Genomic DNA, 23,715 nt, shown 5'->3' with positions numbered 1-23,715 from the left:
GGGCGCCGTATGTGCGGCATCATCCCGGGGCGAGCGCACATGGCACGGTTGAAGTTGGGGTACCGCGAGGCTGTGGCTCTGACTGATTCTGCATTGTGCCCGGTAGGTACGCGCGTACGCGGTCACGAGTTCCACAAGACAGCGCTCACTGATGACCCCGCAAGTGTCGCTGCTGCGGCCGGGTGGCAACCCGCCTGGGGTTGGCGTGGATATCAAGGCGAGACAGTTCGCGACGGCTTCGTTTCCGAGTCTGGGCGGATTCATGCCGGTTACCTGCATGTTCATCCGGCGGGTGCGCCGGGCAACGTCAGTCGCTTTGTTGCTTCGTGCGCCGGGTAAAGTATTAGCTATGAGTTTGCTTCTCAAAGACTACGGTGTGTTGGTGATTGGCGGTTCCACGGCTGCAGAGCGCGTGATTCCTCGGTTGTTGGACTCTGGCGCTGACGTCACTGTGTGTGAGGGTGGGGAAGTAACAACTGCGATTGAGGCCTGGGCTGCAGACGGCCGTATTACTTTGACCCGCACTGGTTTTACCGAGGCGATGAGCTGGGGCAAGGCTCTCATGGTCTGCTGTGACGAGTCGTTGCTGCGTGAGGTGACACTCGAGGGACACCGCCGAGGTATTCTCGTCGACGATGAAACCGGGACATCCAGCCCGCTTACTCCTGCGGCGCTGACCGGCCGTCGCGCGTCGCGCGCAGGTGACCTGGCAGGTCAGGTCGCACTCGTAGGCGGTGGCCCGGGCGATCCTGGTCTGATTACCGTTGAGGGGCGTCGCCTGCTCCGGCTTGCTGACGTCGTCGTCGCAGACCACCTCGGTCCACTGTCGCTGCTCGGTGACTTGGAGCCGGATGTCGAGATCATTGATGCCGGCAAGCTTCCTTACGGTCGCGCCATGGCTCAGGAGCGCATCAATGAACTGCTAGTTCATCGTGCCCGCGAGGGCTACTTTGTGGTCCGGCTCAAAGGTGGCGATCCGTACATCTTCGGCCGCGGTTTTGAAGAGCTTCACGAGCTGCAGAAGGCAGGGGTACCGGTTCGAGTTGTGCCGGGTATCACCTCGGCACTGGCGGTACCGGGGACGATTGGCATCCCAGTTACCATGCGTGGCGTCAACCACGAATTCACTGTCGTGTCCGGTCACGTCCCACCGGGGCACAAGACTTCGCTAGTCAATTGGGATGCGCTTGGCCGCATGCACGGCACTATTGCCATCATTATGGGAGTTAAGAACGGGCCGAAGATTGCCGAGGCTCTGATGAAGGCCGGCCGCAGCCCGAAGACTCCGGCTGCAGTCATCCAGGACGGCACGCTGCCGAATCAGAAGTCGCTACGCTGCACGCTCGGTGAACTGGGTGAAAAGATGGTCGAAGAAGGAATCAAGCCGCCCGCAGTTATCGTCATCGGTGAAGTCGCCGGTCTGGATGAGGGCGATGAGTAAGAGCAACAAGTCGAGCAACAACAAGTCGAAGAAGCGTGAGCCAGAGCAGCAAAAGGCAGGGCTTGTTACCCGACTGCTTGCCGACGACCAGCTGCGTAGCGCCATCTGGATGGGCGCTGCGACCTTCCTCGTGTTCTACCTCGGAGCCATGATCATCTTCCGCCTCCTTCTCCTCGGCGGAGAAGGCTCGCGATACGACAGCATTTTCATCGCCGTCATTGCGCTCATTGCTGCCATTGTGGCAGGCCGGAAGCGCTACAACGACGACATTTAGTTTTCCGGGACGCGGAAGATGAGGGCGCCGTCGTCAAGCGAGACGTTGTATCCTGCGGCGCGCGCGATGTCGACGGCCTCTGTGGGGGCGGTCGGTGCTGTGTCGGAAAGGGCGATGGCACGGGCAAATAGGCCCTTGTAGTGCTTGTTGAAGTGGCTGACGATTTTGCCCTCGGCGGTGAGCACGGTCATCGTTGTCGCGGTCTTGACTTTGCCCAAATTGGCGTAGGTGCCGGAACGAAGGTCGATGAGGAAGTCGACATCATTGAGAGCCTCGGTGATGGCGGTGCCCCAGCGGCGCTTCATCGTGGGAGCTGCGTCGGCAGGCTGATCCGCGAAGGGGAGCTTGACCGTGCCAGAGAGACGGTAGCGGGGGATGAGGTCGTCCCCGCCAATGACGCCGAAGAGCGCTGATCCGATGGCGAGTCGAGCACGGCCGGTTTCCGGCAGGTCGCTGGGGGAGAGTGCGTCGTAGAGAACCCCCGTATAGCGCTCGAGAGCCGGCATGGTCGGCGACTCTAGGAGTGCAGCATTAGCTGTGACTTCGTCAGCGAGACGTGGCCCCAGTTTCAGTGTTTCCATCGCGGCTTCCCTGTTCGCACTTAACGCCACGAGATCGGCTGCAATGTGCTCGCGGATGGAGTTGAGGGAGCCGAAGCTCAGCGAGGAAAAGTCCACTGCGGGATGGCTGCCACCAGTGGCTTTGGTTTCAGATGGGGGTAGGACTACGAGCATGGGCACCATAGTAATGCCCCGCATGTTGCGAAGAATGATCGACGGGTAAAATCAGCATTCATGATTACGCGAATGTCCCAGCTGTTCCTACGCACACTGCGCGAGGATCCTGCTGACGCCGAGGTCCCTAGCCACAAGCTGCTCGTCCGTGCCGGCTACATCCGGCGAACTGCCCCTGGTGTGTACTCCTGGCTGCCCCTGGGCTTGAAGGTTCTGCGCAACGTAGAGAAGGTTGTGCGCGAGGAGATGGAAGGCATTGGCGCACAGGAGCTGGCATTCCCTGCACTGCTCCCGCGTGAACCGTACGAGGCGACGAATCGGTGGACCGAATATGGCCCCGAGCTGTTCCGTCTGAAGGATCGCAAGGGCGCGGACTACCTGCTGGGGCCGACGCACGAAGAGATGTTCGCGCTGGCTGTCAAGGATCTTTTCAGCTCCTACAAGGATTTCCCGACAACGCTGTTCCAGATTCAGACCAAGTACCGCGACGAGGCCCGCCCGCGCGCGGGTATTCTGCGTGGCCGCGAGTTCGTGATGAAGGACTCCTACTCCTTCGACATGGACGACGAGGGGCTGGCGAATTCTTATCAGCTGCACCGCGGTGCGTACCAGCGAATTTTTGACCGGCTGGGCATTAAGTACGAAATCTGCCACGCCACCTCCGGCGCTATGGGCGGTTCGGCCTCCGAGGAGTTCCTGGCTGTTAGCGAAAATGGCGAAGACTCCTTCGTAGTCTCCACCGACGGTGAGTACGCCGCCAACGTTGAAGCCGTGAGAATCCCGGCAGTCGAACCGCAGCCGATTGAGGGGCAGCCGGAGGCGAAGGTTTACGAGTCTCCGAACTGCACCACCATTGCAGCGCTTGTTGATTGGGCCAATGGCGCGGACCTCGGATGCGAGGTCACCGCTGCCGATACTTTGAAGTGCGTTCTCGTCGCCGTCGACCCGAAGAAGGTCGATAAGGAGGGCAACGCCCTGCCGGAACAGCTCACCGCAATCCTGGTTCCCGGTGACCGTGAGGTCGATGAAAAGCGTCTCGAAGTCGCATTTGAACCGGGTGAGGTGCGCTTGCTGGAGGACAAGGACTTCGCAGCCAATGACTTCCTGATTAAGGGCTACGTCGGCCCGCAGGGGCTCGCTGATCACGGCGTGAAGGTCCTAGCTGACCCACGCGTAGCGGAGGGCACGAATTGGATTGTGGGCGCCAACGAGGAGGGTAAGCACATCGTCGGTGTGGTCGCCGGTCGCGACTTCCAGATCGACGGCATTTGCGATGTCGCCGAGGTTCGCGACGGCGATCCGGCACCGGAGGAACACGGCACACTGAAGATTGAGCGAGGCATTGAGATTGGCCACATCTTCCAGTTGGGCCGCAAGTACACCAACGCCTTTGAAATTGACATCCTCGATGTCAACGGTAAGCGTGCTCGTCCGACGATGGGGTCCTACGGCATTGGTGTGTCCCGTCTGGTTGCTGTCCTCGCAGAACAGCAGTTGGATGAAAAGGGCCTCAAGTGGCCAGTTGCCGCAGCACCGTACAAGGTTCACATCGCTGTGGCCGGTAAGAACGCCGAAGCAGCTGAGGCCGCTGAACGTCTGGCGGAAGACCTCAGTCAGCAGGGCATTGAGGTGCTTTTCGACGACCGTCCGAAGGTCAGCCCCGGTGTGAAGTTCAAGGACGCTGAGTTGCTGGGTACGCCGTTTGTGGTCATCTTTGGCCGTGGCTACGCGGACGGCAAGGTGGAGCTGCGTAACCGCCTGACCAACGAGACCGACGAGGTCGCCGCTGACGGCATTGCAGATCACGTCGCGGAGTTGGTTCGCAAGGCTTAGAGTCCCGGCAGCGGCTCCAAGTTGTTGCCACCTAGCGCTGCCACTCCGGCGGCAGCCACGCCAGCTGCCTGCAGTGCGAACATACGTATCCGAGGGTTATTGGCAGCGAGCAATACGTCTTCCCACGCCTGGGCGCAATAGCGCTCCAACGCAATCATGTAATCGACGGGTGCCGTGTCCGGTGAAGGAGCATCTTCCGGCATATAGCCAGGTGCGCTCTTCGGCACCTCAACGTCGGAATCCTCCAAAATTAGCCGGGCACGATCGCGCAAAATACGGTGGCGCTCGCCACGAGCCAAAAGAGCAGTAGTGGTATCGCCTCCGACACGTGGTGCGGCGACGCCAACACCGTAAATCATCATGTATTCGGCTTGCAGTGCCTTAGTCATCTGTTCTCCGGCACCCGAGATTTCATCCCTGTCACTGGGAATCAATGGGACAATCTCCTCCCACTTAGCGCCCGCAGCACGCAGAGCGAGGACTATACCGCCATCGACAGCCGTGGCAAGGCGCGCAGTGTGCTCCTCCCGCAATGCAGTGCGTGAATCCAGAGCCTTCGTCAGTACTGGACTATTTCGCGAGTCCGTGAGCAGTAACTTCGCATCGACACCGGCAGCCAGGGATCCTGGGACTGCGACGTCCGAGCCGCATTCATCGACAGGTTTACCGTCCTTGCGGGTACCGCAGGCGCGTGTGATTTCCTTATCCAGTTCGGTGACCTGCGCGGAGCGCACAGCTGCGAGGTCAGGATCGGCGTCGGTAAGCGAATGTGCATCGCGCGCCGCCAGTGCGTGGAGAACCTCAATGGCGTAATCCGGGCGTGGTGCCACCAGATGCGAGCACGCGGAGAGCGCGGGAAGTGATCCCACGGCGAGGGCAGCAGCGAGGAAGCCACGGCGCGAGAGAGTGCGAGTGCGACGCGATGCGGAAGCAAAACTGGGGGCGGGAGGTTCAACAATCACCTCACTATGGTGCCACGGCGGGCGGCACTTTGTATCAATGCGGTGCGTGGCAAGTGCCCAGGTGCGCAATTCCTAGCACTTGACCTGTAGACTCTACGACTATGGCGATACCCGCACCCGAGAAAATTGAACAGTTTGTGAGCCCGGCGCTCGCACAAATCGGCCTGGCTGTGGAAGATGTCAAGGTCGTTCGCGCCGGCGCAAAGTCACAGGTCATTGTGTTGGTTGACGCAGATGAGCGTCCTGACCTCGATGTTCTGGAACAGGCCACGCATGAAGTATCTTCCGCTCTGGATGCCGCGGAGGCACGTGGCGAAGCCGACTTCGGCGCTCAGGGCTACACCTTGGAAGTTTCCACTCCTGGTATTGACGCACCGCTGACGCAGCCACGACACTGGCGCCGTAACCGTGGTCGCATTGCGGAAATTTCGCTTGCCGACGGTTCCGCGATTGCAGCCCGCATTGGTGCGCTGTCGCCGGATGAAGAATCCATCATTCTCGTTACCTCTAAAGGGCCAAAGGGGCGGTTGAAGGCTGTTGGTCAGCGTGTCCAATTAACCAATGTGGCCCGTGCAGTGGTACAAGTTGAATTCTCTAATCCGCCCGCAGCCGAGAAAGATTTTGCGGGACTAGACTATGACGATGCCTTGACCAGGCTGGAGGATAACAAGTGAAGATTGAATTAGCTGCCCTGCGAACCTTGGAAAGGGAAAAGGGTATTCCTGTCGACGAAATGCTGGGACTGGTCGCCCGGGCATTGCGTGAAAGTTACCGTAATACCACCGCACCGGCACAGTATGCGCGCGTCGAAATCGACCGTGAGACCGGTGACGTCATAGTCTTTGCTCAGGAGCGAGACGACGAGGGCAATCTCATCTCCGAATGGGACGATACTCCGGAGGACTTTGAGCGTACCGCTGCATTCGCTGTTCGTCAGACCATCCTTTCGCGTCTGCGGGATGCGGAAAGCGACAAGGTTCTCGACGAATACGCAGACCTGTCTAACCAGGTCATTTCCGGCGTGGTCCAGCGCGATGTCTATGCCAATGAAAAGGGCATTGTCGTCGTCCACATCGGTTCGGAGGCCAATGGTCGCGACGGTATTCTGATGCCGGCTGAGCAGCTGCCAGGTGAGGAACTCAAGCACGGTGACCGCATCAAGTGCTACGTCGTCGGTGTGAACAAGACACCGCGGGGTGTCGCGATTCACCTGTCACGCACGCACCCGGAGCTCATTCGTAAGCTCTTCGAACTTGAAGTTCCGGAAGTTGCCGATGGGGCAGTGGAATTGATTTCGATTGCACGCGAGGCTGGTCACCGCACCAAGGTTGCTGTACGTCCCACGGTCAAGGGGCTCAACGCTAAGGGCGCCTGCATTGGGCCGCGCGGTCAGCGTGTGAGCTCGATTATGAATGAGCTCAAGGGCGAGAAGATTGACATCATCGACTACGACGAGGATCCGGCGAAGTTCGTTGGTAACTCGCTGGCGCCAGCCAAGGTCGTTAGTGTCAAGATTTTAGACATGGATGAGCGCCGTGCACATGTTGTGGTGCCCGACTACCAGCTCTCGCTTGCTATCGGCAAGGAGGGACAGAATGCCCGTCTGGCGGCTCGTCTGACCGGCTGGCGAATCGATATCCACTCCGACGCGGAGTAGACGCAACGTCAGCGTCCCAGCGGTTGCGAAAGTGGCGGGAAAGTGCCTAGGGGGTTGGCACTTTTCCGCCTTTTCGGGTTATGCTGGGAAGTGGCCAAACGACAAGGCGTGATTTTTCTATGCGAATTTTCGCGCTGAATTTCTTAGCAGGAAGGTGGGTGCGTCAGGAGTATGACGGCTTCGCGGGTGACAAACCCGAATTCGACAACTCATACACCTGCACCCACACGTACCTGTATTGCAACTAAGCAGCGTCGCAATTGCTCGGAGCTGCTGCGCATTGTCGCTACCACCCGTTCAGATGGCTCAGTAGCCGTCGTTGCTGATCCGCGTCGTCGGATGCAGGGACGAGGTGCCTGGATTACCCCAACACTAAAAGCTTGGGAGATCGCCGACAAGCGCCGTGCATTTGGCCGCGCACTGAAGGTATCTACGCAGGTAGATGCGTTTCCGGTTAAACAGTTTATCGCCACGCACTACGAAGCGGCGGAGGTTTTCGCCCCCGCTGGCGATGTGCGTGTCGCTAAGCAGGGAGGCAGGAAAAATGACAACAGAAAGACCTGAACACTGATGAGCACACGATGAAGCATCAGCGATGAACGGCAATAGATAAGAGGGAGCCCTGCAGGCGCTCTCGGTGCGTGGACGAATCCGCCATCGGGCGCTGCTCGGCCCCCACTAGTGAGGAGAGCAGTGTCCGGAAAGCTACGTGTCCATGAGCTCGCTAAGCAGCTCGGGGTCACCAGCAAGGAACTACTCGCCGAGCTGAAGGCTCAGGGCGAGTTTGTTAAGACCGCTTCTTCGACGGTGGAACCACCCGTCGTCAGGAAGATGAAGAAGGTCTACGAAGAGAAGAATGCTGGTGCAGGTGCTGACGCGTCTGCACAGACCCCAGCTACGAAGGCTGCAGCTAAGCCTGCTGCTAAGTCGGGTGCCAAGCCAGCAGCTAAGCCAGGCGCTAAGCCGGCTGCACCAGCGGCGGCAAAGCCAGGTGCCAAGCCAGCAGCACCGTCCCGTTCGCCGAAGCCGGGACAGGAAATGCCACGCCCGCCGAAGCCTGCTGGCCCGAAGCCGGGGCCGAAGCCAGGCGCACGCGCACCGCGTGTGGCGAACAACCCATTCTCGACCGGCGGATCTTCCCGTCCGGCACCGCGGCCGTCCAACATGCCGCGTCCGCAGGGCGGTCCTGGCCGTCCGGGGCCGAAGCCGGGTGGACGCCAGGGTGGTCCTCGCCCGCAGGGCGGAAACGGCCGTCCGGGGCCGAAGCCAGGAGCACGTCAGGGTGGCCCGCGTCCACAAGGTGGACAGGGCCGCGGTAATAAGCCGGGCGGCAATCGCCCGACTCCGGCGATGATGCCTTCGCACCCGAACCCGGGACAGATGCCTGCAAAGGCAAGCCGCGGTGGCGGCGGCGGCTTCGGCGGCCGTGGTCGCGGCCCGGGTGGTCCGGGTGGTGGACCGCGCGGTGGTCGCGGCGGACGTCGCGGTGGAACTGCAGGTGCATTCGGGCGGCCAGGAGGCGCCCCGCGTCGCGGACGCAAGTCGAAGCGTCAGAAGCGCAACGAGTACGAGGCGATGCAGGCACCATCCGTGGTGGGTGGCGTCAAGCTGCCTAACGGTAAGGGCAAGACCATTCGCCTCGCACGCGGCGCATCGTTGTCTGACTTCGCTGAGAAGATCAATGCCGATGCCGCAGCACTGGTTCAGGCATTGTTCAACCTCGGTGAAATGGTTACGGCAACTGCATCGGTATCCGACGAGACCCTGCAGCTGCTCGGCGACGAGATGGACTACAAGGTCCAGGTTGTTTCGCCAGAGGATGAGGACCGCGAACTGCTTGAATCCTTCGACCTCCAATTCGGTGAGGATGAAGGCGACGATGAGGACCTGGAACAACGCCCGCCAGTGGTAACTGTGATGGGTCACGTCGACCACGGTAAGACGCGCCTGTTGGACACGATTCGTAAGGCCAACGTTGGTGGCCACGAGTCCGGTGGTATTACCCAGCACATCGGTGCCTACCAGGTGCCGGTGGAGCTCGACGGCGAGAAGCGCAAGGTTACCTTCTTGGATACCCCTGGTCACGAGGCGTTTACCGCCATGCGTGCTCGTGGTGCCAAGTCGACCGATATCGCGATTCTGGTTGTTGCAGCTGATGACGGCGTCATGCCGCAGACGGTTGAGGCTATTAACCACGCCAAGGCCGCTGATGTGCCGATTGTCGTTGCAGTCAACAAGATTGATAAGGAAACTGCAGATCCGCAGAAGATTCGTGGTCAGCTGACTGAATACGGTCTCACTGACGAAGAGTGGGGCGGCGACACTATGTTCGTCGATATTTCCGCTAAGCAGGGCCTCAACATCGATCAGCTTCTCGAAGCAGTGCTGTTGACTGCCGACGCTTCGTTGGATTTGCGCGCCAACCCGGATATGGACGCTCAGGGTGTCGCCATCGAGGCTCACCTTGACCGCGGCCGTGGTCCGGTGGCAACCGTTATCGTTCAGCGCGGTACGTTGCGCGTCGGTGACTCCATCGTTGTCGGTGACGCATATGGTCGTGTTCGCCGCATGGTCGATGAGTACGGCAACGACGTCGATGAGGCCGGTCCCTCCCGTCCGGTTCAGGTGCTCGGCCTGACCTCCGTGCCGGGTGCTGGTGACAACCTCCTGGTTGTTGACGAGGATCGTACGGCCCGCCAGATTGCAGACCGCCGCGACGCACGTCGTCGTAATGCACTGCAGGCACGTCGTCGCAAGCGCGTCTCCCTGGAGAACCTGGACGAGATCCTGAAGGAGACCAACACCCTCAACCTGATCCTGAAGGGCGACAACGCCGGTACCGTCGAGGCACTGGAAGAAGCCTTGCTCAAGATTGAGGTCGACGACGAGGTCGCACTGAACATCATCGACCGTGGTGTCGGTGCTGTTACTCAGACCAACGTCACGCTGGCTGCTGCGTCTGACGCCGTCATCATCGGCTTCAACGTTCGCTCCGAGGGCAAGGCCACCGAGGTTGCCAACGCTGAGGGCGTTGACATCCGCTACTACACGGTGATTTACCGTGCTATCGAGGATGTCGAGGCTGCTCTGAAGGGCATGCTCAAGCCGGTCTACGAGGAGAAGGAGATTGGTCGTGCAGAGATTCGCGCCATCTTCAAGTCCTCCGCAGTTGGCCTCATCGCCGGCTGTATGGTCGAGTCCGGCAAGGTCCGCCGCAACGCGAAGGCTCGCCTGGTTCGTGACGGCAACGTCATTACGGATTCGGCGACTATCGAGTCGCTGAAGCGAGAGAAGGACGATGCTACCGAGGTGGCAGCCGGTTACGAGTGCGGTATGGTGCTGTCTTACCCGGACATCCAGGTGGACGACGTTATCGAGGTCTACGAGATGGTCGAGGTTCCGCGCACGTAGCAACGTAGGCTAAACACTGCGTGAACTTTGATAAGGCGCTCCCTTCGGGGAGCGCCTTTTTGCGTATGGTGCTCGTTATGGGCTTAAAAACTAATCTCTTTGCGCTCTCGGATGAGCTGCCGCGAACGAATATTTTGAGTTATCCTCCTGCGAGCGCAGAGGAGACTCTTGCGCAATTGGACAAGATTTGGCCAGGGAAGTTCGCCTTTGATTCCGAAGTAACCATTGAGGATGGTCATAATTGGTACTTCCACGCGGTAGCGTTTGGGCCAACGCTGCTTTTCGGGACCGACGACGTATACGACCTAATTGAGGACGCAGCGTTGGCGAATGATCCGCGTGCAAGTTGGTCACTATGCATCAATAGTGTTGTCGATTCGTGCCACTATACGACTCCCACCAGAGAATTAGGGGCAAGCTGCGAAGACTATGATTTTGACATGCAGCGGTTTTTCAGCTCGGGAAGATTGTTGGATTTCGAGGTACCGTTCGCTAACGGTGAACACGTCGAGGTACTACATCCGACGGATGTGGCTGAATGGGAACAAACCCATGGCAGCGTAGCGCCCAAGGATAAAAACGGTGAGGTAAGTTATCTTTTTCATCCGCTGGAGCTAGGTAATGCTGCGGTTAAATGGATTTTCGGTATCGAGGGAGAAACACCATTGCAGGACAGCGTGATGGATTCACTGCCTGACTGTTCTCATGTTAATGGGTTACCGATGTACAACTTCGTGGAGCGCCGTTAAGAGCATACGGGTAGGCCGTTAGCTGTAGGCAAAGATTCTGAGCTGCTCCCTGGCGTGACTTTTCCGACCGTTGAATTGGTGTGGGGCAGCGGGCTTTGCTTTTGAGGAGACCACGTTTCAGCTGCGCAATTCCGTGGTAGCGACCCCAAGCCGTCGATGACATCGATGATGGCGGCAGTGTTGTCGTGATGATTAATAGGCTATTAACAAAGGGCGAGCGTGCGGCGAAGCAAGTGGCTGCACCCGGTAGACGGGCTTAGGCGAAGTCGCGAAAAATGCGGTTCGAAGTTGAGTAGTGTTTTGCGTGTTAGTATTAGCAGTCCTTTGTATTGAACCGTTTTTGCCGGATCCCAAATGGGTCTTTGTCAGCGAAGGGGCACTTCAGGCCTCACGCTATATGGGGTCTAGCTACGAATGGTTGCGCACAGATATAGATAGATAGGGAGTAGCCGAAAATGGCAGATCCAGCACGCGCGCGCAGGCTGTCCAAGCGTATTCAGGAGATTGTCGCCAGCGCAATCGAGCGTGAGATTAAGGACCGGCGTCTGGAGTTTGTGACTATCACCGACTGCCGCGTCACCGGCGATTTGCACGACGCCACAGTCTTTTACACTGTGCGCGGACGTACACTCGACGAGGAACCGGACTACGAGTCGGCAGCAGCAGCGCTGGAAAAGGCAAAGGGGCAGCTGCGTTCCCTAGTCGGTCGTGGCACCGGTGTGCGCTACACACCGACGCTGGCTTTTGAGGTTGACACGGTGCCGGAGATCTCCGCGCACCTTGAGGAGCTGCTTGATAAGACTCGCGCGCGCGACGCGGAATTGGCTGAGCAGGCCAGAAACGCAAAGCCCGCAGGCGATGCCAACCCATACCGCGACGAGGAGTAAAACTCTCCACCGGCCACATCTATCGATGAAAGGGGCACCCACGTGACCACTTCTCCGCAGGCTCAGGAGCAGGCAGCTCACCAGCTTTCCCAGGCGATTAATCGCCGCATGTCCAAGCCGATTCAGCAGATGCAGGATATGCTTGCCGACGCTAAGAAAGTCGGCGTCATTGCCCATGTTCACCCTGATGCGGATGCGATTGGTGCCGCATCTGCGATGGTCATGGCACTTGTACAGCGTGGCATTTCGGCTGTCGCCAGCTACGGTGAGAGCGATTTGCCTGCCAAGTCGCTGCTGACCATCCCCGGATGGGAACGCTTCGTCGAGTACACGGACCTGGATGAAGACATTGACACGTGGGTGACTGTCGACTGCGCAAGCCCGGGGCGTCTCGGTGCGCTCGAAGATCGCGTGATGGCCTCCGATCGCGTTATCAATGTTGACCATCACGCGACCAACACTCGCTTTGGGTCCGTCAACATGATTGATGAACTCGCAGAGTCCTCGACCATGGTGCTCCTGGACTTCTTTGGGGTCTGGGGTATCAAGCTGACCACGCCGATGGCTCATGCTCTCTACGCCGGGCTGTTGACGGATACCGCGTCGTTCCAGTTCGGCCGTTCTCGCATGCACACTGCAGCGGCGCGCCTGCTGGATAAGGGGCTCGATCCGCGCACGATTGGTGCACAGCTGCTGGAAGAGCATCCGTTTGCCTACCTGCCGTTCCTGGGCACGGTGCTTTCCACCGCGACATTGGTGCCCGAGTGGGGCGACGGCGCAGGCCTAATCCACGTCGTCATTGAGTACGACCAGACCGCCGAAGTTGGCCACGATGAGATTGAATCCGTCGTGGACATTGTGCGTACGACCAATGCGGCCGATGTCTGTGCGGTACTTAAGGAGTATGAGCCAGGCCAGTGGGCGGTCTCGCTGCGTTCTCGCGAGCTTGTCGATGTCTCCCAGGTCGCCCTGGAAATTGGCGGCGGTGGCCACGAGCGCGCAGCCGGCCTGACTCGCGAGTGCAGCAAGGATGAGCTGTTGCAAGCCATCCTGGACACCAGCGATGTCGCAGCCCAGGCACGCCGAGGCACAAGCGAGGCCTAGGGGATTGTCGGACTCGCGAGAAACTCAGGAGCGCACTGAGATTGAGCAAACTGGCATAGAGCGAACCGGGCACAGTGCGAAGTCAGATGTCAGCCTTCGCGCAATCGTTTCGCTGGCGCTGCCAGCGTTGGGCGTTCTTGCTGCGCCCGCACTCTATGTGCTGCTGGATACGGCTGTCATCGGTCGGCTCGGAGCCGTCCAGCTTGCGGCGCTTGCTGCTGGTTCGACGGTATTTTCCGTGGTAACTACGCAGCTTACTTTCTTGGCTTACGGCACGACTGCCCGATCAGCGCGAGCCTTTGGCAGGGGCAACGTGGACGAGGCGGTCGAAGAGGGGGTGCAAGCGACGTGGGTCGCCATCTTTGTGGGCCTTAGCCTCTTTGCCATCATCGTGGGTTGGCACCGGTATTTACCGGTTGGTTAGCTCCTCATCCGGAGGTCGCTCATGATGCCGGGCAATGGTTGCGAGTTGCTGCTTTCGCCATTCCGCTGACGTTGATTGCGCAGGCTGGAAATGGTTGGTTACGAGGTATCCAAAACACCCGCTCGCCGCTGCTATTTGTGCTCTCAGGCCTTGTTCCGGCCGCCATTGTGATTGTGCCTCTAGTCCGCGCCTTCGGTCTCGAGGGCTCTGCAATGGCCGTCCTTTTCGGCGAATTGATTACCGGCGGGCTGTTCCTCCGCAGTCTTTTCAAGGAGTGCTCTAACCGCAAGCTCTCCATGCGCCCGAATGGCGCCATTATCAAAAGCCAGCTGGTCCTCGGTCGCGATCTCATCGTTCGCTCCTTGTCCTTCCAGGTAGCGTTCCTCTCTGCCGCCGCGGTTGCTGGCCGCGTTGGGCCGACCACGCTAGGTGGGCACCAGGTCATGCTGCAACTGTGGAATCTGATCTCGTTGGTGCTCGACTCGCTAGCGATTGCTGCACAGACGCTCGTCGGTGCAGCGTTGGGCGGTAGCTCCACGGCCGTTGCCCGCTGGACTGGCAAGCGAGTTACTGTCTGGTCAAGCGTCATTGCTCTCGGCCTAGCGGCCGTCTTCGCAGTGGGTAATGCCAATATCGTCCGCATTTTTACCGACTCCATAGGCGTGATTGACGCAGTCACCGCCGGACCATGGTGGATTCTTGTCGCAATGATTCCTATCGGCGGTGTCGTCTTCGCGCTCGATGGCGTGTTGCTCGGCGCCGGCGATGCAGCCTTCCTCCGTAACGCCACCGTTAGCGCGGTCCTGTGCGGATTCCTCCCGCCGGTCTGGCTGGCTCAGGCATTTGGTTGGGGGCTGACCGGCGTATGGTGTGGTCTCTTGGCATTCATGATTCTGCGACTCATCTTTGTCGCTACCCGTTTCCGTGGAGAGAAATGGTACGGCATCAGCGCATGAGTGTGCTTGCCGACGTTCAGGAGTACCTGGCCGGGCATTTACCCGCCGGTAGCCGGCTGGTCATTGACTCCAATGCCGAGCGTCCTTTTAGTGATGCGGAATTGCAGCAGCTCCGTAGTGCTGAATTGAGGCTGTCTGATAGTGCAGCACCTGCTCGAATCCGTGATTTCACCCGAGGACGCCTCGCTGCACATGAGGCGTTGCAACGGCTAGGAGAGTCTGCCCCAGGTGGGATTGGCGTGTCGACCACTGGAGCGCCGCTGTGGCCGCGAGGAGTCGTGGGGTCAATTAGCCACTGCGACGGGGCCGTGGCAGCTGTGTCCGCGAGCGCTGAACAGCTGCAGGGGATTGGCATCGATGTCGAGGTCGAGCAGACTCTAGAGTTAGGAATCATCGATGCAGTCTTGCGCACTGACGAAGCTCGCCTGGATCCGCTGGTGCAATTTAGCGCCAAGGAATCAGTGTACAAACTCTGGGAGCCGATAGTCGGGCAGTGGCTAGACTTCGACGAAGTTTCCGTGCAACCGAGGAAGAGACGGATAGCAGCGCGAGGTTTTTCCCGAGGACTCGCAGGCGGACCTCTACAGCTAACATTTCACCGTGAGATTCCCGACGCCTTCCGCGGAGTAAAGGGCTTCTGGGCCCGCGGCGCAGGCGTCGTTGCCACCGCGGTGTGGCTCGAGCAGTGTTAAAAGCCTTGAGAAGTAGTTACAGCGTGGCCGGGCGTACCACGAAGACCGTCTTGGCCCGTTTGCCGGATTCTGTGAGCAGCGCCGGGACCTTTCCCGTCGGAGACACCGCCGCATAGACTCCAGGTTTTCCGATTGGCTCCAGCCACTTGCCCTGAGCCAAATCAGCCGCCTGCTGTTCAGTTATTTCGCGGGAATCAAAGCAACGCAGGCAGGCCGCGTCCAGACTCATCGGCAGCAAGGAAGCGGCGCGCTCCGGAAGGGGGCGTCGCATCTCAGCAATTTCTGGATTGGCGGTGTCGAATTGCTCGGCTTTCGCTGTGAGCTCGTCGATAGTCAATGCTTCTTCAATAGTGAAAACGCCGGCGGCAGTACGTCGCAGAGCGGTGAGATGACCACCGACTCCCAGTGCATCCCCCAAGTCACGAGCTAAGGCGCGGATGAAAGTGCCAGCAGAGCAGTCGACCTCCACGTCGATATCGATGCACTCCCCGGGACGGGAAGGATTGGAGTCGTGGCGGATGTCCAGAACCTCATAGCGGGTGATTGTCACCGGGCGCGCTGGGATATCGACCTTCTCGCCACGGCGGATGCGCTCGTAGGCGCGGACACCGTCAATCTTCACTGCGGATGCCGCCGCAGGTTTTTGCATGATCGTGCCGGTGAACTTCGCAATTTCCTCTCGAACCATTTCATCGGTCACCGATGCCGCTGACGATTCGGAGAGCAACTCGCCTTCGGCGTCGTCGGTAAGTGTGGCAGCGCCGAGCCGAATGGTGGCTTGGTAGGACTTCGTGTCCGCGTGGACATGGGGTAGGAAACGCGTGCCGCGGCCGATGCCGAGGACGAGCACACCGGTGGCCATTGGGTCGAGGGTGCCGGAGTGGCCGACCTTCTTGGTGCGGAAGATTCGACGGAGTTTGCCCACTACATCGTGGCTTGTCCAGCCTTGGGGCTTGTCGACGATGACAATGCCGGAGTCTGCAATCGGATCGAAGTCGGTCATAGACGCAATCCTATGTTGCGCTATATGCGGTGTGTTAAACGGTGACCAGTTACACTAGCTCTTTGTGGAGATTTGGTATGGCTTGGACAATGCACCCGAAGACCTGGGGGACACGGTCGTAACCATCGGAGTGTTCGATGGTATTCATCTAGGGCATAAGCGCCTGATAGCTGCTGCGGTCAGTGACGCTCGCGCTCGTGGCGTGAAGTCGCTGTTGATGACTTTCGACCCCAACCCCGTAGCGCTGTTTGCCCCGGATAAGGTGCCGCCGGCACTGTCCACCGTGTCCCGTCGTGCCGAGCTGGCAGAAGCGGAGGGAATTGATGCCATGCTCGTCGTGCCCTTCGACAAGAACTTCTCCAGCATCCCCCCAGAAGACTTTGTACGCACCGTTATCCGCGACAAGCTGAATGCACAGGCCGTCTTTGTTGGCCAGAACTTCACCTATGGGCAGAAGGCCGCAGGTACTGCCGAGACTATGCCGGAGCACGGCCGTAAGTGTGGGGTCGACGTCACCATCGTCGACCTCCTCGACGTCACTGCCGCGGATTCGACCGAACGCGTTTCGTCGACACGTATTCGCGGTTTGCTTGCCGACGGAGCGGTGTCCGCAGCCGCCTCGTGTCTCGGGTACTTCTACCGTGTCGATGGTGACGTTATTCCCGGTCAGGGGCGTGGGGGAGCGCAGCTGGGTTTTCCGACCGCCAATATTGACTTCGCTGAGGGCTTGGCAGTCCCGGCTGATGGTGTCTACGCGGCATGGTTTACGGCTCAGCCGACGGCAGCCCGCCCGGAGCCGGACCCGAAGGGCGATATCGAGTTTGGGGTGCGCTACCCAGCAGCCGTGTCGGTGGGCACTAATGTGACCTTTGGAGACACTGATCGAACGGTCGAGGCCTACGTGATTGACCGTCACGCGGACCTCTACGGCATCGCCGGGCAGGTTGAGTTTGTCGATCGGATTCGCGGAATGGAGAAGTTCGACTCGGTCGAGGAGCTCATTGACCGGATGAACCAGGACGTAGTAGACACCGAGGCCATTTTGGCAAAGACCGATTAGCTGTTAAAGTAAAACGTCGGCTGTGACTGCGGTCCACAAGTAGTTGCGAGGAACCAGCTGCCAGACGCTGTTTGGTTCCGGGAAAGCCGAGAATGTGGACTGAAAAAACGACCATAATTTGATTCAAGGAGTTAGATTTACATGGCTTTGAACACTGCAGAAAAGGCTGAGATTCTCAAGGAGTTCGGCCTGCACGAGACCGACACCGGTTCCCCGGAGGCTCAGGTTGCACTGCTGACCGCTCGTATTCGTCAGCTGACCGAGCACCTGAAGTTCCACAAGCACGATCACCACTCTCGTCGTGGTCTGCTGCTGCTGGTCGGTCGCCGCAAGGGCCTGCTGCAGTACCTGCAGGACAATGACGTTGAGCGCTACCGTAAGCTGATCGAGCGCCTTGGTCTGCGCCGCTAAGGTTTCCCTTAAGGTCCTGTTTGTCAGAGCGTCATTGGTGTAAGTTGCTCTGTTAATTCAAGGCTTTTAAGCTTTTAGACCCGCCGTTTGGATTTCCATTGAATGGAAGCTCACGGCGGGGCTTTTTGGTCACTTGTCGTTGTGGTATTCACTCATCGATGCGCTGTAGCGTGGCCACAAGTGAATACCTCATCGACATGTGGAGGGGGCTGATCGACAGCGTGCGCATAAGTGTCGGGGCACCATCGACAAGACACGGTAATCCATCGATGAGTGAAGAGAAGTCATCGATAAGTGCCCCCGCTCCGCAAACTCCTAGAACCCCGCGTAGGTGCAAGAACCCAGATGGCAGTGAGAGATCTCCGATCCGTCCAATACGAGAACTTTCTGCGTTAGCTGGTAGAATGCGTGACGCAAACGAAGTTCATTCGATCTTTTACAGGCGACATCGATGATCGCCGCTATTTCTAGGAGTAAGAAACCTATGGCCAACAGCAAGGCTGTTGAATTTTTCTTTGATGAGGATTTCGGTATTACCGAGGCCGTTGCTACCATCGACAATGGTGATTTCGGCACCCGCACCATTCGCTTTGAAACGGGTCAGCTGGCTCGTCAGGCCGATGGTTCGGTGACCACCTACCTGGACGAGGAGACCATGCTCCTGTCCACCGTCACCGCTTCCAACCAGCCCCGCGAGGGCTTTGACTTCTTCCCGCTGACCGTCGACGTTGAAGAGCGTATGTACGCTGCGGGCAAGATTCCGGGTTCGTTCTTCCGCCGTGAGGGCCGCCCGTCCACCGACGCCATCCTGGCATGTCGTCTGATTGACCGTCCGCTGCGCCCGACCTTCGTCAAGGGCCTGCGCAACGAGGTACAGGTTGTCGTCACCGTCATGTCCTGGGATCCGAAGGATTGCTACGACGTCGTCGCAATCAACGGCGCGTCAGCTGCAACTCAGCTTTCCGGGCTGCCGGTTTCCGGCGCTGTCGGTGGTGTCCGCATCGCGCTTGTCGCCGATGACAAGCATCCGGAGGGTGCATGGGTCGCTTTCCCGACCGAGGAGCAGCACGAGCAGGCTCTGTTCGAGATGGTCGTCGCTGGCCGCATCGTCACCCGTAAGCGTCGCGGTAAGAACGTCGAAGATGTCGCCATCATGATGGTGGAGGCCGGAGCAGGGGAGACCGTCGTCAAGCGTATTTCTGACGGCGCACCGGCACCGACTGAGGACATCGTCGCCGCGGGCCTCGAGGCTGCAAAGCCGCACATCAAGGTTCTGTGTGAGGCACAGAAGGGGCTGGCTGAGCGCGCAGCGAAGGAAACGCAGGAGTTCCCGCTGTTCCCGGCATACAGCGATGAGATTTTTGATGCAGTCGAGAAGAAGTCTGCTAAGAAGCTGGCCAAGCTGCTCACCATCCCGGGTAAGCAGGATCGAGATGACGCCACCAACGAGTACATGGAGGACGTCGAGGGGCAGCTGCTGGAGCGCTTCGTCTCCGATGATGTCGACGAGCAGGCTGCATCTAAGCAGATTCGCGCTGCATACAACGCAGTGATGAAGCAGATTGTCCGTGAGAAGATTCTGGCTGAGGGCTTCCGCATCGATGGTCGCGGTGTTACCGACATTCGTGACCTGGGCGTTGAGGTCGGCTTGATTCCGCGTGCCCACGGCTCTTCGCTGTTTGAGCGCGGCGAGACCCAGATTCTGGGTGTCACCACTTTGGACATGCTGAAGATGGAACAGCAGATTGACTCGCTGACCCCGGTTACTTCCAAGCGCTACATCCATCACTACAACTTCCCGCCGTACTCCACCGGCGAGACCGGTCGTGTTGGCTCTCCGAAGCGCCGCGAGATTGGTCACGGGGCACTGGCTGAGCGCGCTCTGCTGCCGGTCGTGCCGTCCCGTGAGGAGTTCCCGTATACCATTCGCCAGGTCTCCGAGGCCCTTGGATCTAATGGTTCGACGTCCATGGGTTCGGTCTGTGCTTCGACTCTGTCGCTGTACAACGCCGGTGTGCCGCTGAAGGCTCCGGTTGCCGGTATCGCCATGGGCCTGGTTTCCGGCGAGGTTGACGGTGAGAACCGCTTCGTCGCGCTGACCGATATCCTCGGTGCCGAGGACGCATTCGGTGACATGGACTTCAAGGTCGCTGGTACTGCGGACTTCATTACCGCACTGCAGCTGGACACCAAGCTCGACGGTATTCCGTCGAAGGTTCTGGCCGATGCCCTGTCCCAGGCTCGTGACGCACGTCTGGCCATCCTGTCCACCATGGCCGAGGTCATCGAGTCTCCGGACGAGATGAGCGGTCTTGCTCCGAAGATCACCACCGTTAAGGTTCCGGCGTCCAAGATCGGTGAGCTCATCGGCCCGAAGGGCAAGACAATCAACGGCATCACCGAGGAAACCGGTGCTGATATCTCCATCGAGGACGATGGCACCGTATTTGTCTCGGCAACTTCCGGTAAGGCTGCGGACGCTGCAATTGAGCAGATTAATGCAATCGCTAACCCGCAACTGCCGAAGGTGGGCGAGCGCTACCTGGGAACTGTCGTGAAGACTGTCGCTTTCGGTGCTTTCGTCTCCCTGACTCCGGGCCGTGACGGTCTGATTCACATTTCCAAGCTCGGTGGCGACAAGCGCATCGAGAAGGTTGAGGATGTCATCAATGTCGGCGACAAGATTCAGGTCGAAATCGCTGATATCGACAACCGCGGCAAGATTTCGTTGGTTCCAGTCGAGGACGACTAATGCTTGGCGACGGAGGATGTGCTGTATGTAGCCTCCGACAACGCGAGTAGCGATGGCGCGGTTAGGTCACAAATTGACCTAACCGCGCTTTTTGTTTTGGGTTAATCTCGGGTTTCGAAGGGATTAATTTTCGAACCCACGTGGAAGGTGATTTGCGCATGCAACTTGTCGCGCACGATCATGAATTCATCGACATTTCCGCCGGTGACTACGTCGCAAGTATTTCCCAGTTCGGTGGTGGCCCGAGATCACTGGAGTACTGTGGTCTGCCACTGCTGACAGACTATCCCAAGGGATTCAATCCACCGTTGTCCGCAGGTACGCTCCTGGCTCCGTGGCCGAACAGGGTCGCTGACGGAGTGTTTATCTTCGGTGGGGAAGTCCATCGGTTAGATATTTCGGAGCCGTCCCGGGCGAATGCTATTCACGGGTTTGTTGCAGATCGCATTTGGACCGTGGTCGATGCTGATGACAGCAGCGTCACCTTGCATGTGGAAGTTGAGCCGCAGTCGGGCTGGCCTTGGGAACTCGGTATGACCGTGCGTTGGCAAGTCACCGCTACAGACGGCCTATCGGCTGAGTTCACAGTGCATAATCGCAGCGATAGGGAGTGCCCGTTTGGTCTGGGCTGGCATCCTTACCTAAGCGCTTTGGGCGCTGATTTCGACAGTTGCACACTTCGGTTGCCCGTTGATAAAAACCTGCCACTGGAACCAATTCGAAACCTGCCCGCTGGCCCAGCGGTGCCAGCGGAGACAGTGATTCCCAGCCTTCGAGAGGGAGTATCTCTGGATGGACTGTGGCTGGATCACTGCTTCCTTGCTGCCGAGGAAACAGCCGAGAATGGCTCACCGCGCCGTCGTGAAGCGCATTTGGTTGGACCAAATGGCAAGGGTGCTGTGCTCTGGGCCGATGATGAATTCCGGTTCTTCCAGGTCTATGTTGCCGACGCTGGACGACGAGAAGGATTCCCTGGGCACGGGAATGCGATTGCGGTGGAACCAATGACATGTCCGCCAGATGCGCTCCGCTCCGGAACCGGGTTGCTGCGACTTCAGGCTGGAGAGACAAAAACTCTTGCCATGGGACTGCGCGCGGAGACGGGCGGAAAATAGTTTTACTCAGCTCAGAGGACTGCAGCCCCCTCAACTGGGTTAAATCCGTCTTAATTAATTCACCTTGAATTAAGAAAGGAAACTACACTAGGGGACGAATGTAAAAGAATAGGTCTTCCTTTTGTGCAGGGTAGTGGCGATTTGCCCCTACGGTTTGCGGTAGGTCTAGCCACTTTCATGGCCATTGTTGGGCGTGCGCCATATCAGGTGCCGAAATAAGGGAAATCCCTATTCGTGCATTTTCTGAATACGTATCAACCGCCTAACCGCAAGGAGGCCGTCGTGATAGTGGCGCAATCAGCCTTAAGACTCGACGCGACATGGGTGGATTACTCCATCGTTGCTCTGTACTTCCTATTCGTCCTCGGTATTGGCTGGGCTGCACGAGCCAAAGTGTCCAGCTCCATTGACTTTTTCCTCTCGGGGCGCTCACTGCCGGCTTGGGTGACGGGGTTGGCGTTCATCTCAGCCAATCTCGGTGCCGTGGAAATCGTGGGCATGTCCGCAAATGGTGTGCAATACGGTTTCCAGACCATGCACTACTTCTGGATTGGTGCCGTCCCAGCCATGGTGTTTTTGGGCATTGTCATGATGCCCTTCTACTATGGCTCCAAGGTTCGCTCAGTTCCGGAGTTCATGCTGCGTCGTTTTGGTCCCGGTGCACACCTGGTCAATGCAATCTCTTTCGCTATCGCGCAGCTGCTGATTGCAGGCATTAACCTTCTGCTTCTGGCCAAAGTGGTCAATGCGCTACTCGGCTGGCCGCTGTGGCTGACGTTGGTAGTCGCCGCAGTCATCGTGCTGTCCTACATCACGCTGGGCGGACTGTCCGCAGCAATCTACAACGAGGTACTTCAGTTCTTCGTGATTGTCGCAGCTCTGTTGCCACTGACTCTGATCGGCCTGCACAGCGTCGGCGGATGGTCCGGGCTGAAGGAAAAAGTTGCCACTGAATCGCACTTCCACACTTGGCCGGGCACGGATATTTCCGGTTTTGATAACCCCGTGATTTCCGTCATTGGACTGGTCTTTGGCCTCGGCTTCGTGCTGTCGTTTGGCTACTGGACAACCAACTTCGTGGAAGTTCAGCGCTCCATGGCCGCCGACTCACTGTCGGCCGCCCGCAAGACTCCAATCATCGGTGCTTTCCCGAAGATGTTCATCCCGTTCATCGTCGTGCTGCCGGGCATGATCGCCGGCGCCACCGTCGCACCCATCATGGATCAGACCGCCAAGCCTAACGACGCAATTCTGTACCTAATGAGAGATCTGCTTCCCAACGGCCTGCTGGGCATCGCTATTGCAGGGCTGCTAGCAGCTTTTATGGCAGGTATGGCGGCGAATATTTCCGCGTTCAATACAGTCTTTAGCTACGACATTTGGCAGACCTACGTCGTGAAGAATCGAGCAGATGATTACTACCTCAAGGTTGGCCGTATCGCTACCATTGGCGCGACCGGCATCGCAGTGTTCACCGCACTGATTGCCGATAATTTCGGCAATGTCATGGACTACTTGCAGACTCTATTCGGCTTCTTCAACGCACCGTTGTTCGCTACCTTCCTTATCGGTATGTTCTGGAAGCGCATGACGCCGACAGCAGGTTGGACGTCTCTGCTTGCAGGAACGGGCGCTGCAATCTTGTACTGGTACATCTCCGAGTTCACGTCGGCAAGCGCAACTATCTTTGAGCTACCGGGGCAGGGCACTGCGTTCGCTGCCGCCTCCGTGGCATTCGTCGTCGATATTGTGGTGGCCGTCGTCGTTTCTCTCATGACAAGGCCGAAACCCGATGAGGAGCTGGTCGGTTTCGTCAAATCCGTCACCCCAAAGGCTCACTTCACAGACGCTGCTGAGGCAGAGCTGCCATTGCTACAGCGAACTGTTCCGCTGGGTATCTTGTGCCTGGTGATGGCCGTAGTTCTCAACATCGTTTTCGCATAGGAGCTAGTGAGAAATCATGTCACGGACGCAAAACAACTCAACTGTAAAAGCGACTGTCAGCGCCGGTAAAAAGAAAGCAGGTGCCTTTGACATTCGCAACGTCATTGGGGCGATGCTTGGTCTTTACGGCATCATTTTGCTGCTATCGTGGTTGTTCCTCGATCCTGGGGTCAACCCTGAGACCAATGTTGCCAAAGAGCCGACGTATAACCTGTACAGCGGAATAGCCCTGCTCCTCTTTGCAATCGTTTTCTATGCCTGGGCAAAACTACGCCCAACGGTTGTCGAAGAATCATAAGGAGGATA

20 protein-coding genes and 2 pseudogenes are annotated in these 23,715 nt (G+C 58.5%); 19 read left to right on the top strand and 3 right to left on the bottom strand.

What is annotated here, in order from left to right:
• From HMPREF3011_RS10975 to HMPREF3011_RS05985, 3 genes and pseudogenes are all read left to right on the top strand, one after another.
• Window positions 1-339: pseudogene (locus HMPREF3011_RS10975) on the top strand (cobyrinate a,c-diamide synthase); the annotation flags it as partial.
• Window positions 340-349: 10 nt separating this feature from the next.
• Window positions 350-1,441: a uroporphyrinogen-III C-methyltransferase gene (gene cobA, locus HMPREF3011_RS05990; protein ID WP_038628700.1), complete on the top strand. Its 1,092-nt coding sequence runs from the start codon at window positions 350-352 to the stop codon at window positions 1,439-1,441.
• The gene (locus tag HMPREF3011_RS05985) at window positions 1,434-1,715 is read left to right on the top strand and encodes a hypothetical protein (protein WP_224786668.1); all 282 of its coding nucleotides are present in this window, start codon (window positions 1,434-1,436) and stop codon (window positions 1,713-1,715) included. Before cobA ends, HMPREF3011_RS05985 begins: the two co-directional genes overlap by 8 nt.
• Here HMPREF3011_RS05985 and HMPREF3011_RS05980 read toward each other — a convergent pair.
• On the bottom strand, window positions 1,712-2,449 hold the full coding sequence (locus HMPREF3011_RS05980; RefSeq protein WP_052155635.1) for a YaaA family protein: 738 nt from the start codon (window positions 2,447-2,449) through the stop codon (window positions 1,712-1,714). The two genes, HMPREF3011_RS05985 and HMPREF3011_RS05980, sit on opposite strands and share 4 nt — an antisense overlap.
• 60 nt (window positions 2,450-2,509) lie before the next feature.
• Between HMPREF3011_RS05980 and HMPREF3011_RS05975 the strand changes: the two genes are divergently transcribed.
• Complete coding sequence (locus tag HMPREF3011_RS05975) at window positions 2,510-4,282, top strand: proline--tRNA ligase (RefSeq protein ID WP_038628703.1); 1,773 nt, start codon at window positions 2,510-2,512, stop codon at window positions 4,280-4,282.
• Here HMPREF3011_RS05975 and HMPREF3011_RS05970 read toward each other — a convergent pair.
• Window positions 4,279-5,244, bottom strand: coding sequence for a DUF4439 domain-containing protein (locus tag HMPREF3011_RS05970; protein WP_224786669.1), 966 nt, complete (start codon window positions 5,242-5,244; stop codon window positions 4,279-4,281). The genes HMPREF3011_RS05975 and HMPREF3011_RS05970 overlap by 4 nt on opposite strands.
• Window positions 5,245-5,345: 101 nt before the next feature.
• Here HMPREF3011_RS05970 and rimP point away from each other — a divergent pair, with 101 nt between their 5' ends.
• The 9 genes and pseudogenes from rimP to HMPREF3011_RS05925 all read left to right on the top strand — a co-directional run bounded on the left by rimP (window position 5,346) and on the right by HMPREF3011_RS05925 (window position 15,124).
• The gene (rimP, locus tag HMPREF3011_RS05965) at window positions 5,346-5,918 is read left to right on the top strand and encodes a ribosome maturation factor RimP (protein ID WP_038628707.1); all 573 of its coding nucleotides are present in this window, start codon (window positions 5,346-5,348) and stop codon (window positions 5,916-5,918) included.
• Window positions 5,915-6,901: a transcription termination factor NusA gene (nusA, locus tag HMPREF3011_RS05960; RefSeq protein WP_038628709.1), complete on the top strand. Its 987-nt coding sequence runs from the start codon at window positions 5,915-5,917 to the stop codon at window positions 6,899-6,901. The genes rimP and nusA overlap by 4 nt, the downstream gene beginning before the upstream one ends.
• Before the next feature lie 171 nt (window positions 6,902-7,072).
• A complete protein-coding gene (locus tag HMPREF3011_RS05955; protein ID WP_038628710.1) occupies window positions 7,073-7,465 on the top strand; it encodes a YlxR family protein in 393 nt (130 codons plus the stop codon).
• Between the two features lie 129 nt (window positions 7,466-7,594).
• Entirely contained in the window at window positions 7,595-10,312 is a 2,718-nt protein-coding gene (infB, locus tag HMPREF3011_RS05950; RefSeq protein WP_070560375.1) for a translation initiation factor IF-2, read from the top strand.
• 20 nt (window positions 10,313-10,332) lie between these two features.
• Window positions 10,333-11,061: a hypothetical protein gene (locus tag HMPREF3011_RS05945; RefSeq protein ID WP_049181202.1), complete on the top strand. Its 729-nt coding sequence runs from the start codon at window positions 10,333-10,335 to the stop codon at window positions 11,059-11,061.
• A gap of 455 nt (window positions 11,062-11,516) precedes the next feature.
• Window positions 11,517-11,948 (top strand): 30S ribosome-binding factor RbfA, encoded by a 432-nt coding sequence (rbfA, locus tag HMPREF3011_RS05940; protein WP_016422588.1) that lies wholly within the window; start codon window positions 11,517-11,519, stop codon window positions 11,946-11,948.
• A 42-nt stretch (window positions 11,949-11,990) separates the two neighbouring features.
• Window positions 11,991-13,052, top strand: coding sequence for a DHH family phosphoesterase (locus tag HMPREF3011_RS05935; RefSeq protein ID WP_038628714.1), 1,062 nt, complete (start codon window positions 11,991-11,993; stop codon window positions 13,050-13,052).
• Between the two features lie 4 nt (window positions 13,053-13,056).
• Window positions 13,057-14,432: pseudogene (locus tag HMPREF3011_RS05930) on the top strand (MATE family efflux transporter).
• Window positions 14,429-15,124, top strand: a complete 696-nt coding sequence (locus HMPREF3011_RS05925; RefSeq protein WP_246821436.1) for a 4'-phosphopantetheinyl transferase family protein — start codon at window positions 14,429-14,431, stop codon at window positions 15,122-15,124. Before HMPREF3011_RS05930 ends, HMPREF3011_RS05925 begins: the two are co-directional and overlap by 4 nt.
• Before the next feature lie 16 nt (window positions 15,125-15,140).
• On the opposite strand, the gene truB is transcribed toward HMPREF3011_RS05925, so the two are convergent.
• On the bottom strand, window positions 15,141-16,127 hold the full coding sequence (truB, locus tag HMPREF3011_RS05920; RefSeq protein WP_038628717.1) for a tRNA pseudouridine(55) synthase TruB: 987 nt from the start codon (window positions 16,125-16,127) through the stop codon (window positions 15,141-15,143).
• A 64-nt stretch (window positions 16,128-16,191) separates the two neighbouring features.
• On the opposite strand from truB, the gene HMPREF3011_RS05915 reads away from it, so the two are divergent.
• The 6 genes from HMPREF3011_RS05915 to HMPREF3011_RS05890 all read left to right on the top strand — a co-directional run bounded on the left by HMPREF3011_RS05915 (window position 16,192) and on the right by HMPREF3011_RS05890 (window position 23,707).
• Window positions 16,192-17,187: a bifunctional riboflavin kinase/FAD synthetase gene (locus HMPREF3011_RS05915; RefSeq protein ID WP_038628719.1), complete on the top strand. Its 996-nt coding sequence runs from the start codon at window positions 16,192-16,194 to the stop codon at window positions 17,185-17,187.
• A gap of 141 nt (window positions 17,188-17,328) precedes the next feature.
• The gene (gene rpsO / locus HMPREF3011_RS05910) at window positions 17,329-17,598 is read left to right on the top strand and encodes a 30S ribosomal protein S15 (protein WP_016422594.1); all 270 of its coding nucleotides are present in this window, start codon (window positions 17,329-17,331) and stop codon (window positions 17,596-17,598) included.
• Window positions 17,599-18,082: 484 nt separating this feature from the next.
• A complete protein-coding gene (locus HMPREF3011_RS05905; protein ID WP_038628721.1) occupies window positions 18,083-20,350 on the top strand; it encodes a polyribonucleotide nucleotidyltransferase in 2,268 nt (755 codons plus the stop codon).
• Between the two features lie 158 nt (window positions 20,351-20,508).
• Complete coding sequence (locus tag HMPREF3011_RS05900; RefSeq protein ID WP_049181206.1) at window positions 20,509-21,465, top strand: aldose 1-epimerase family protein; 957 nt, start codon at window positions 20,509-20,511, stop codon at window positions 21,463-21,465.
• Between the two features lie 282 nt (window positions 21,466-21,747).
• A complete protein-coding gene (locus HMPREF3011_RS05895) occupies window positions 21,748-23,409 on the top strand; it encodes a sodium:solute symporter family protein (RefSeq protein WP_187402601.1) in 1,662 nt (553 codons plus the stop codon).
• A 16-nt stretch (window positions 23,410-23,425) separates the two neighbouring features.
• A complete protein-coding gene (locus tag HMPREF3011_RS05890) occupies window positions 23,426-23,707 on the top strand; it encodes a hypothetical protein (RefSeq protein ID WP_038628733.1) in 282 nt (93 codons plus the stop codon).
• The last annotated feature ends 8 nt before the right edge of the window (window positions 23,708-23,715 follow it).

It is taken from the genome of Corynebacterium sp. HMSC074C04, assembly GCF_001838295.1.
GTDB classification, from domain to species: Bacteria; Actinomycetota; Actinomycetes; order Mycobacteriales; family Mycobacteriaceae; genus Corynebacterium; species Corynebacterium amycolatum.
This window is presented reverse-complemented; position numbering and strand designations above follow the sequence as displayed.

Excerpts from the sequence above, each read along its gene's own strand:
- HMPREF3011_RS05980 (WP_052155635.1), bottom strand. The coding sequence starts at position 2,449 with ATGCTCGTAGTCCTACCCCCATCTGAAACCAAAGCCACTGGTGGCAGC.
- HMPREF3011_RS05890 (WP_038628733.1), top strand. The coding sequence starts at position 23,426 with ATGTCACGGACGCAAAACAACTCAACTGTAAAAGCGACTGTCAGCGCC.
- HMPREF3011_RS05955 (WP_038628710.1), top strand. The coding sequence starts at position 7,073 with ATGACGGCTTCGCGGGTGACAAACCCGAATTCGACAACTCATACACCT.
- rpsO (WP_016422594.1), top strand. The coding sequence starts at position 17,329 with ATGGCTTTGAACACTGCAGAAAAGGCTGAGATTCTCAAGGAGTTCGGC.
- rbfA (WP_016422588.1), top strand. The coding sequence starts at position 11,517 with ATGGCAGATCCAGCACGCGCGCGCAGGCTGTCCAAGCGTATTCAGGAG.
- truB (WP_038628717.1), bottom strand. The coding sequence starts at position 16,127 with ATGACCGACTTCGATCCGATTGCAGACTCCGGCATTGTCATCGTCGAC.
- HMPREF3011_RS05905 (WP_038628721.1), top strand. The coding sequence starts at position 18,083 with ATGGCCAACAGCAAGGCTGTTGAATTTTTCTTTGATGAGGATTTCGGT.
- HMPREF3011_RS05900 (WP_049181206.1), top strand. The coding sequence starts at position 20,509 with ATGCAACTTGTCGCGCACGATCATGAATTCATCGACATTTCCGCCGGT.
- HMPREF3011_RS05985 (WP_224786668.1), top strand. The coding sequence starts at position 1,434 with ATGAGTAAGAGCAACAAGTCGAGCAACAACAAGTCGAAGAAGCGTGAG.
- cobA (WP_038628700.1), top strand. The coding sequence starts at position 350 with ATGAGTTTGCTTCTCAAAGACTACGGTGTGTTGGTGATTGGCGGTTCC.
- rimP (WP_038628707.1), top strand. The coding sequence starts at position 5,346 with ATGGCGATACCCGCACCCGAGAAAATTGAACAGTTTGTGAGCCCGGCG.
- HMPREF3011_RS05925 (WP_246821436.1), top strand. The coding sequence starts at position 14,429 with ATGAGTGTGCTTGCCGACGTTCAGGAGTACCTGGCCGGGCATTTACCC.
- HMPREF3011_RS05975 (WP_038628703.1), top strand. The coding sequence starts at position 2,510 with ATGATTACGCGAATGTCCCAGCTGTTCCTACGCACACTGCGCGAGGAT.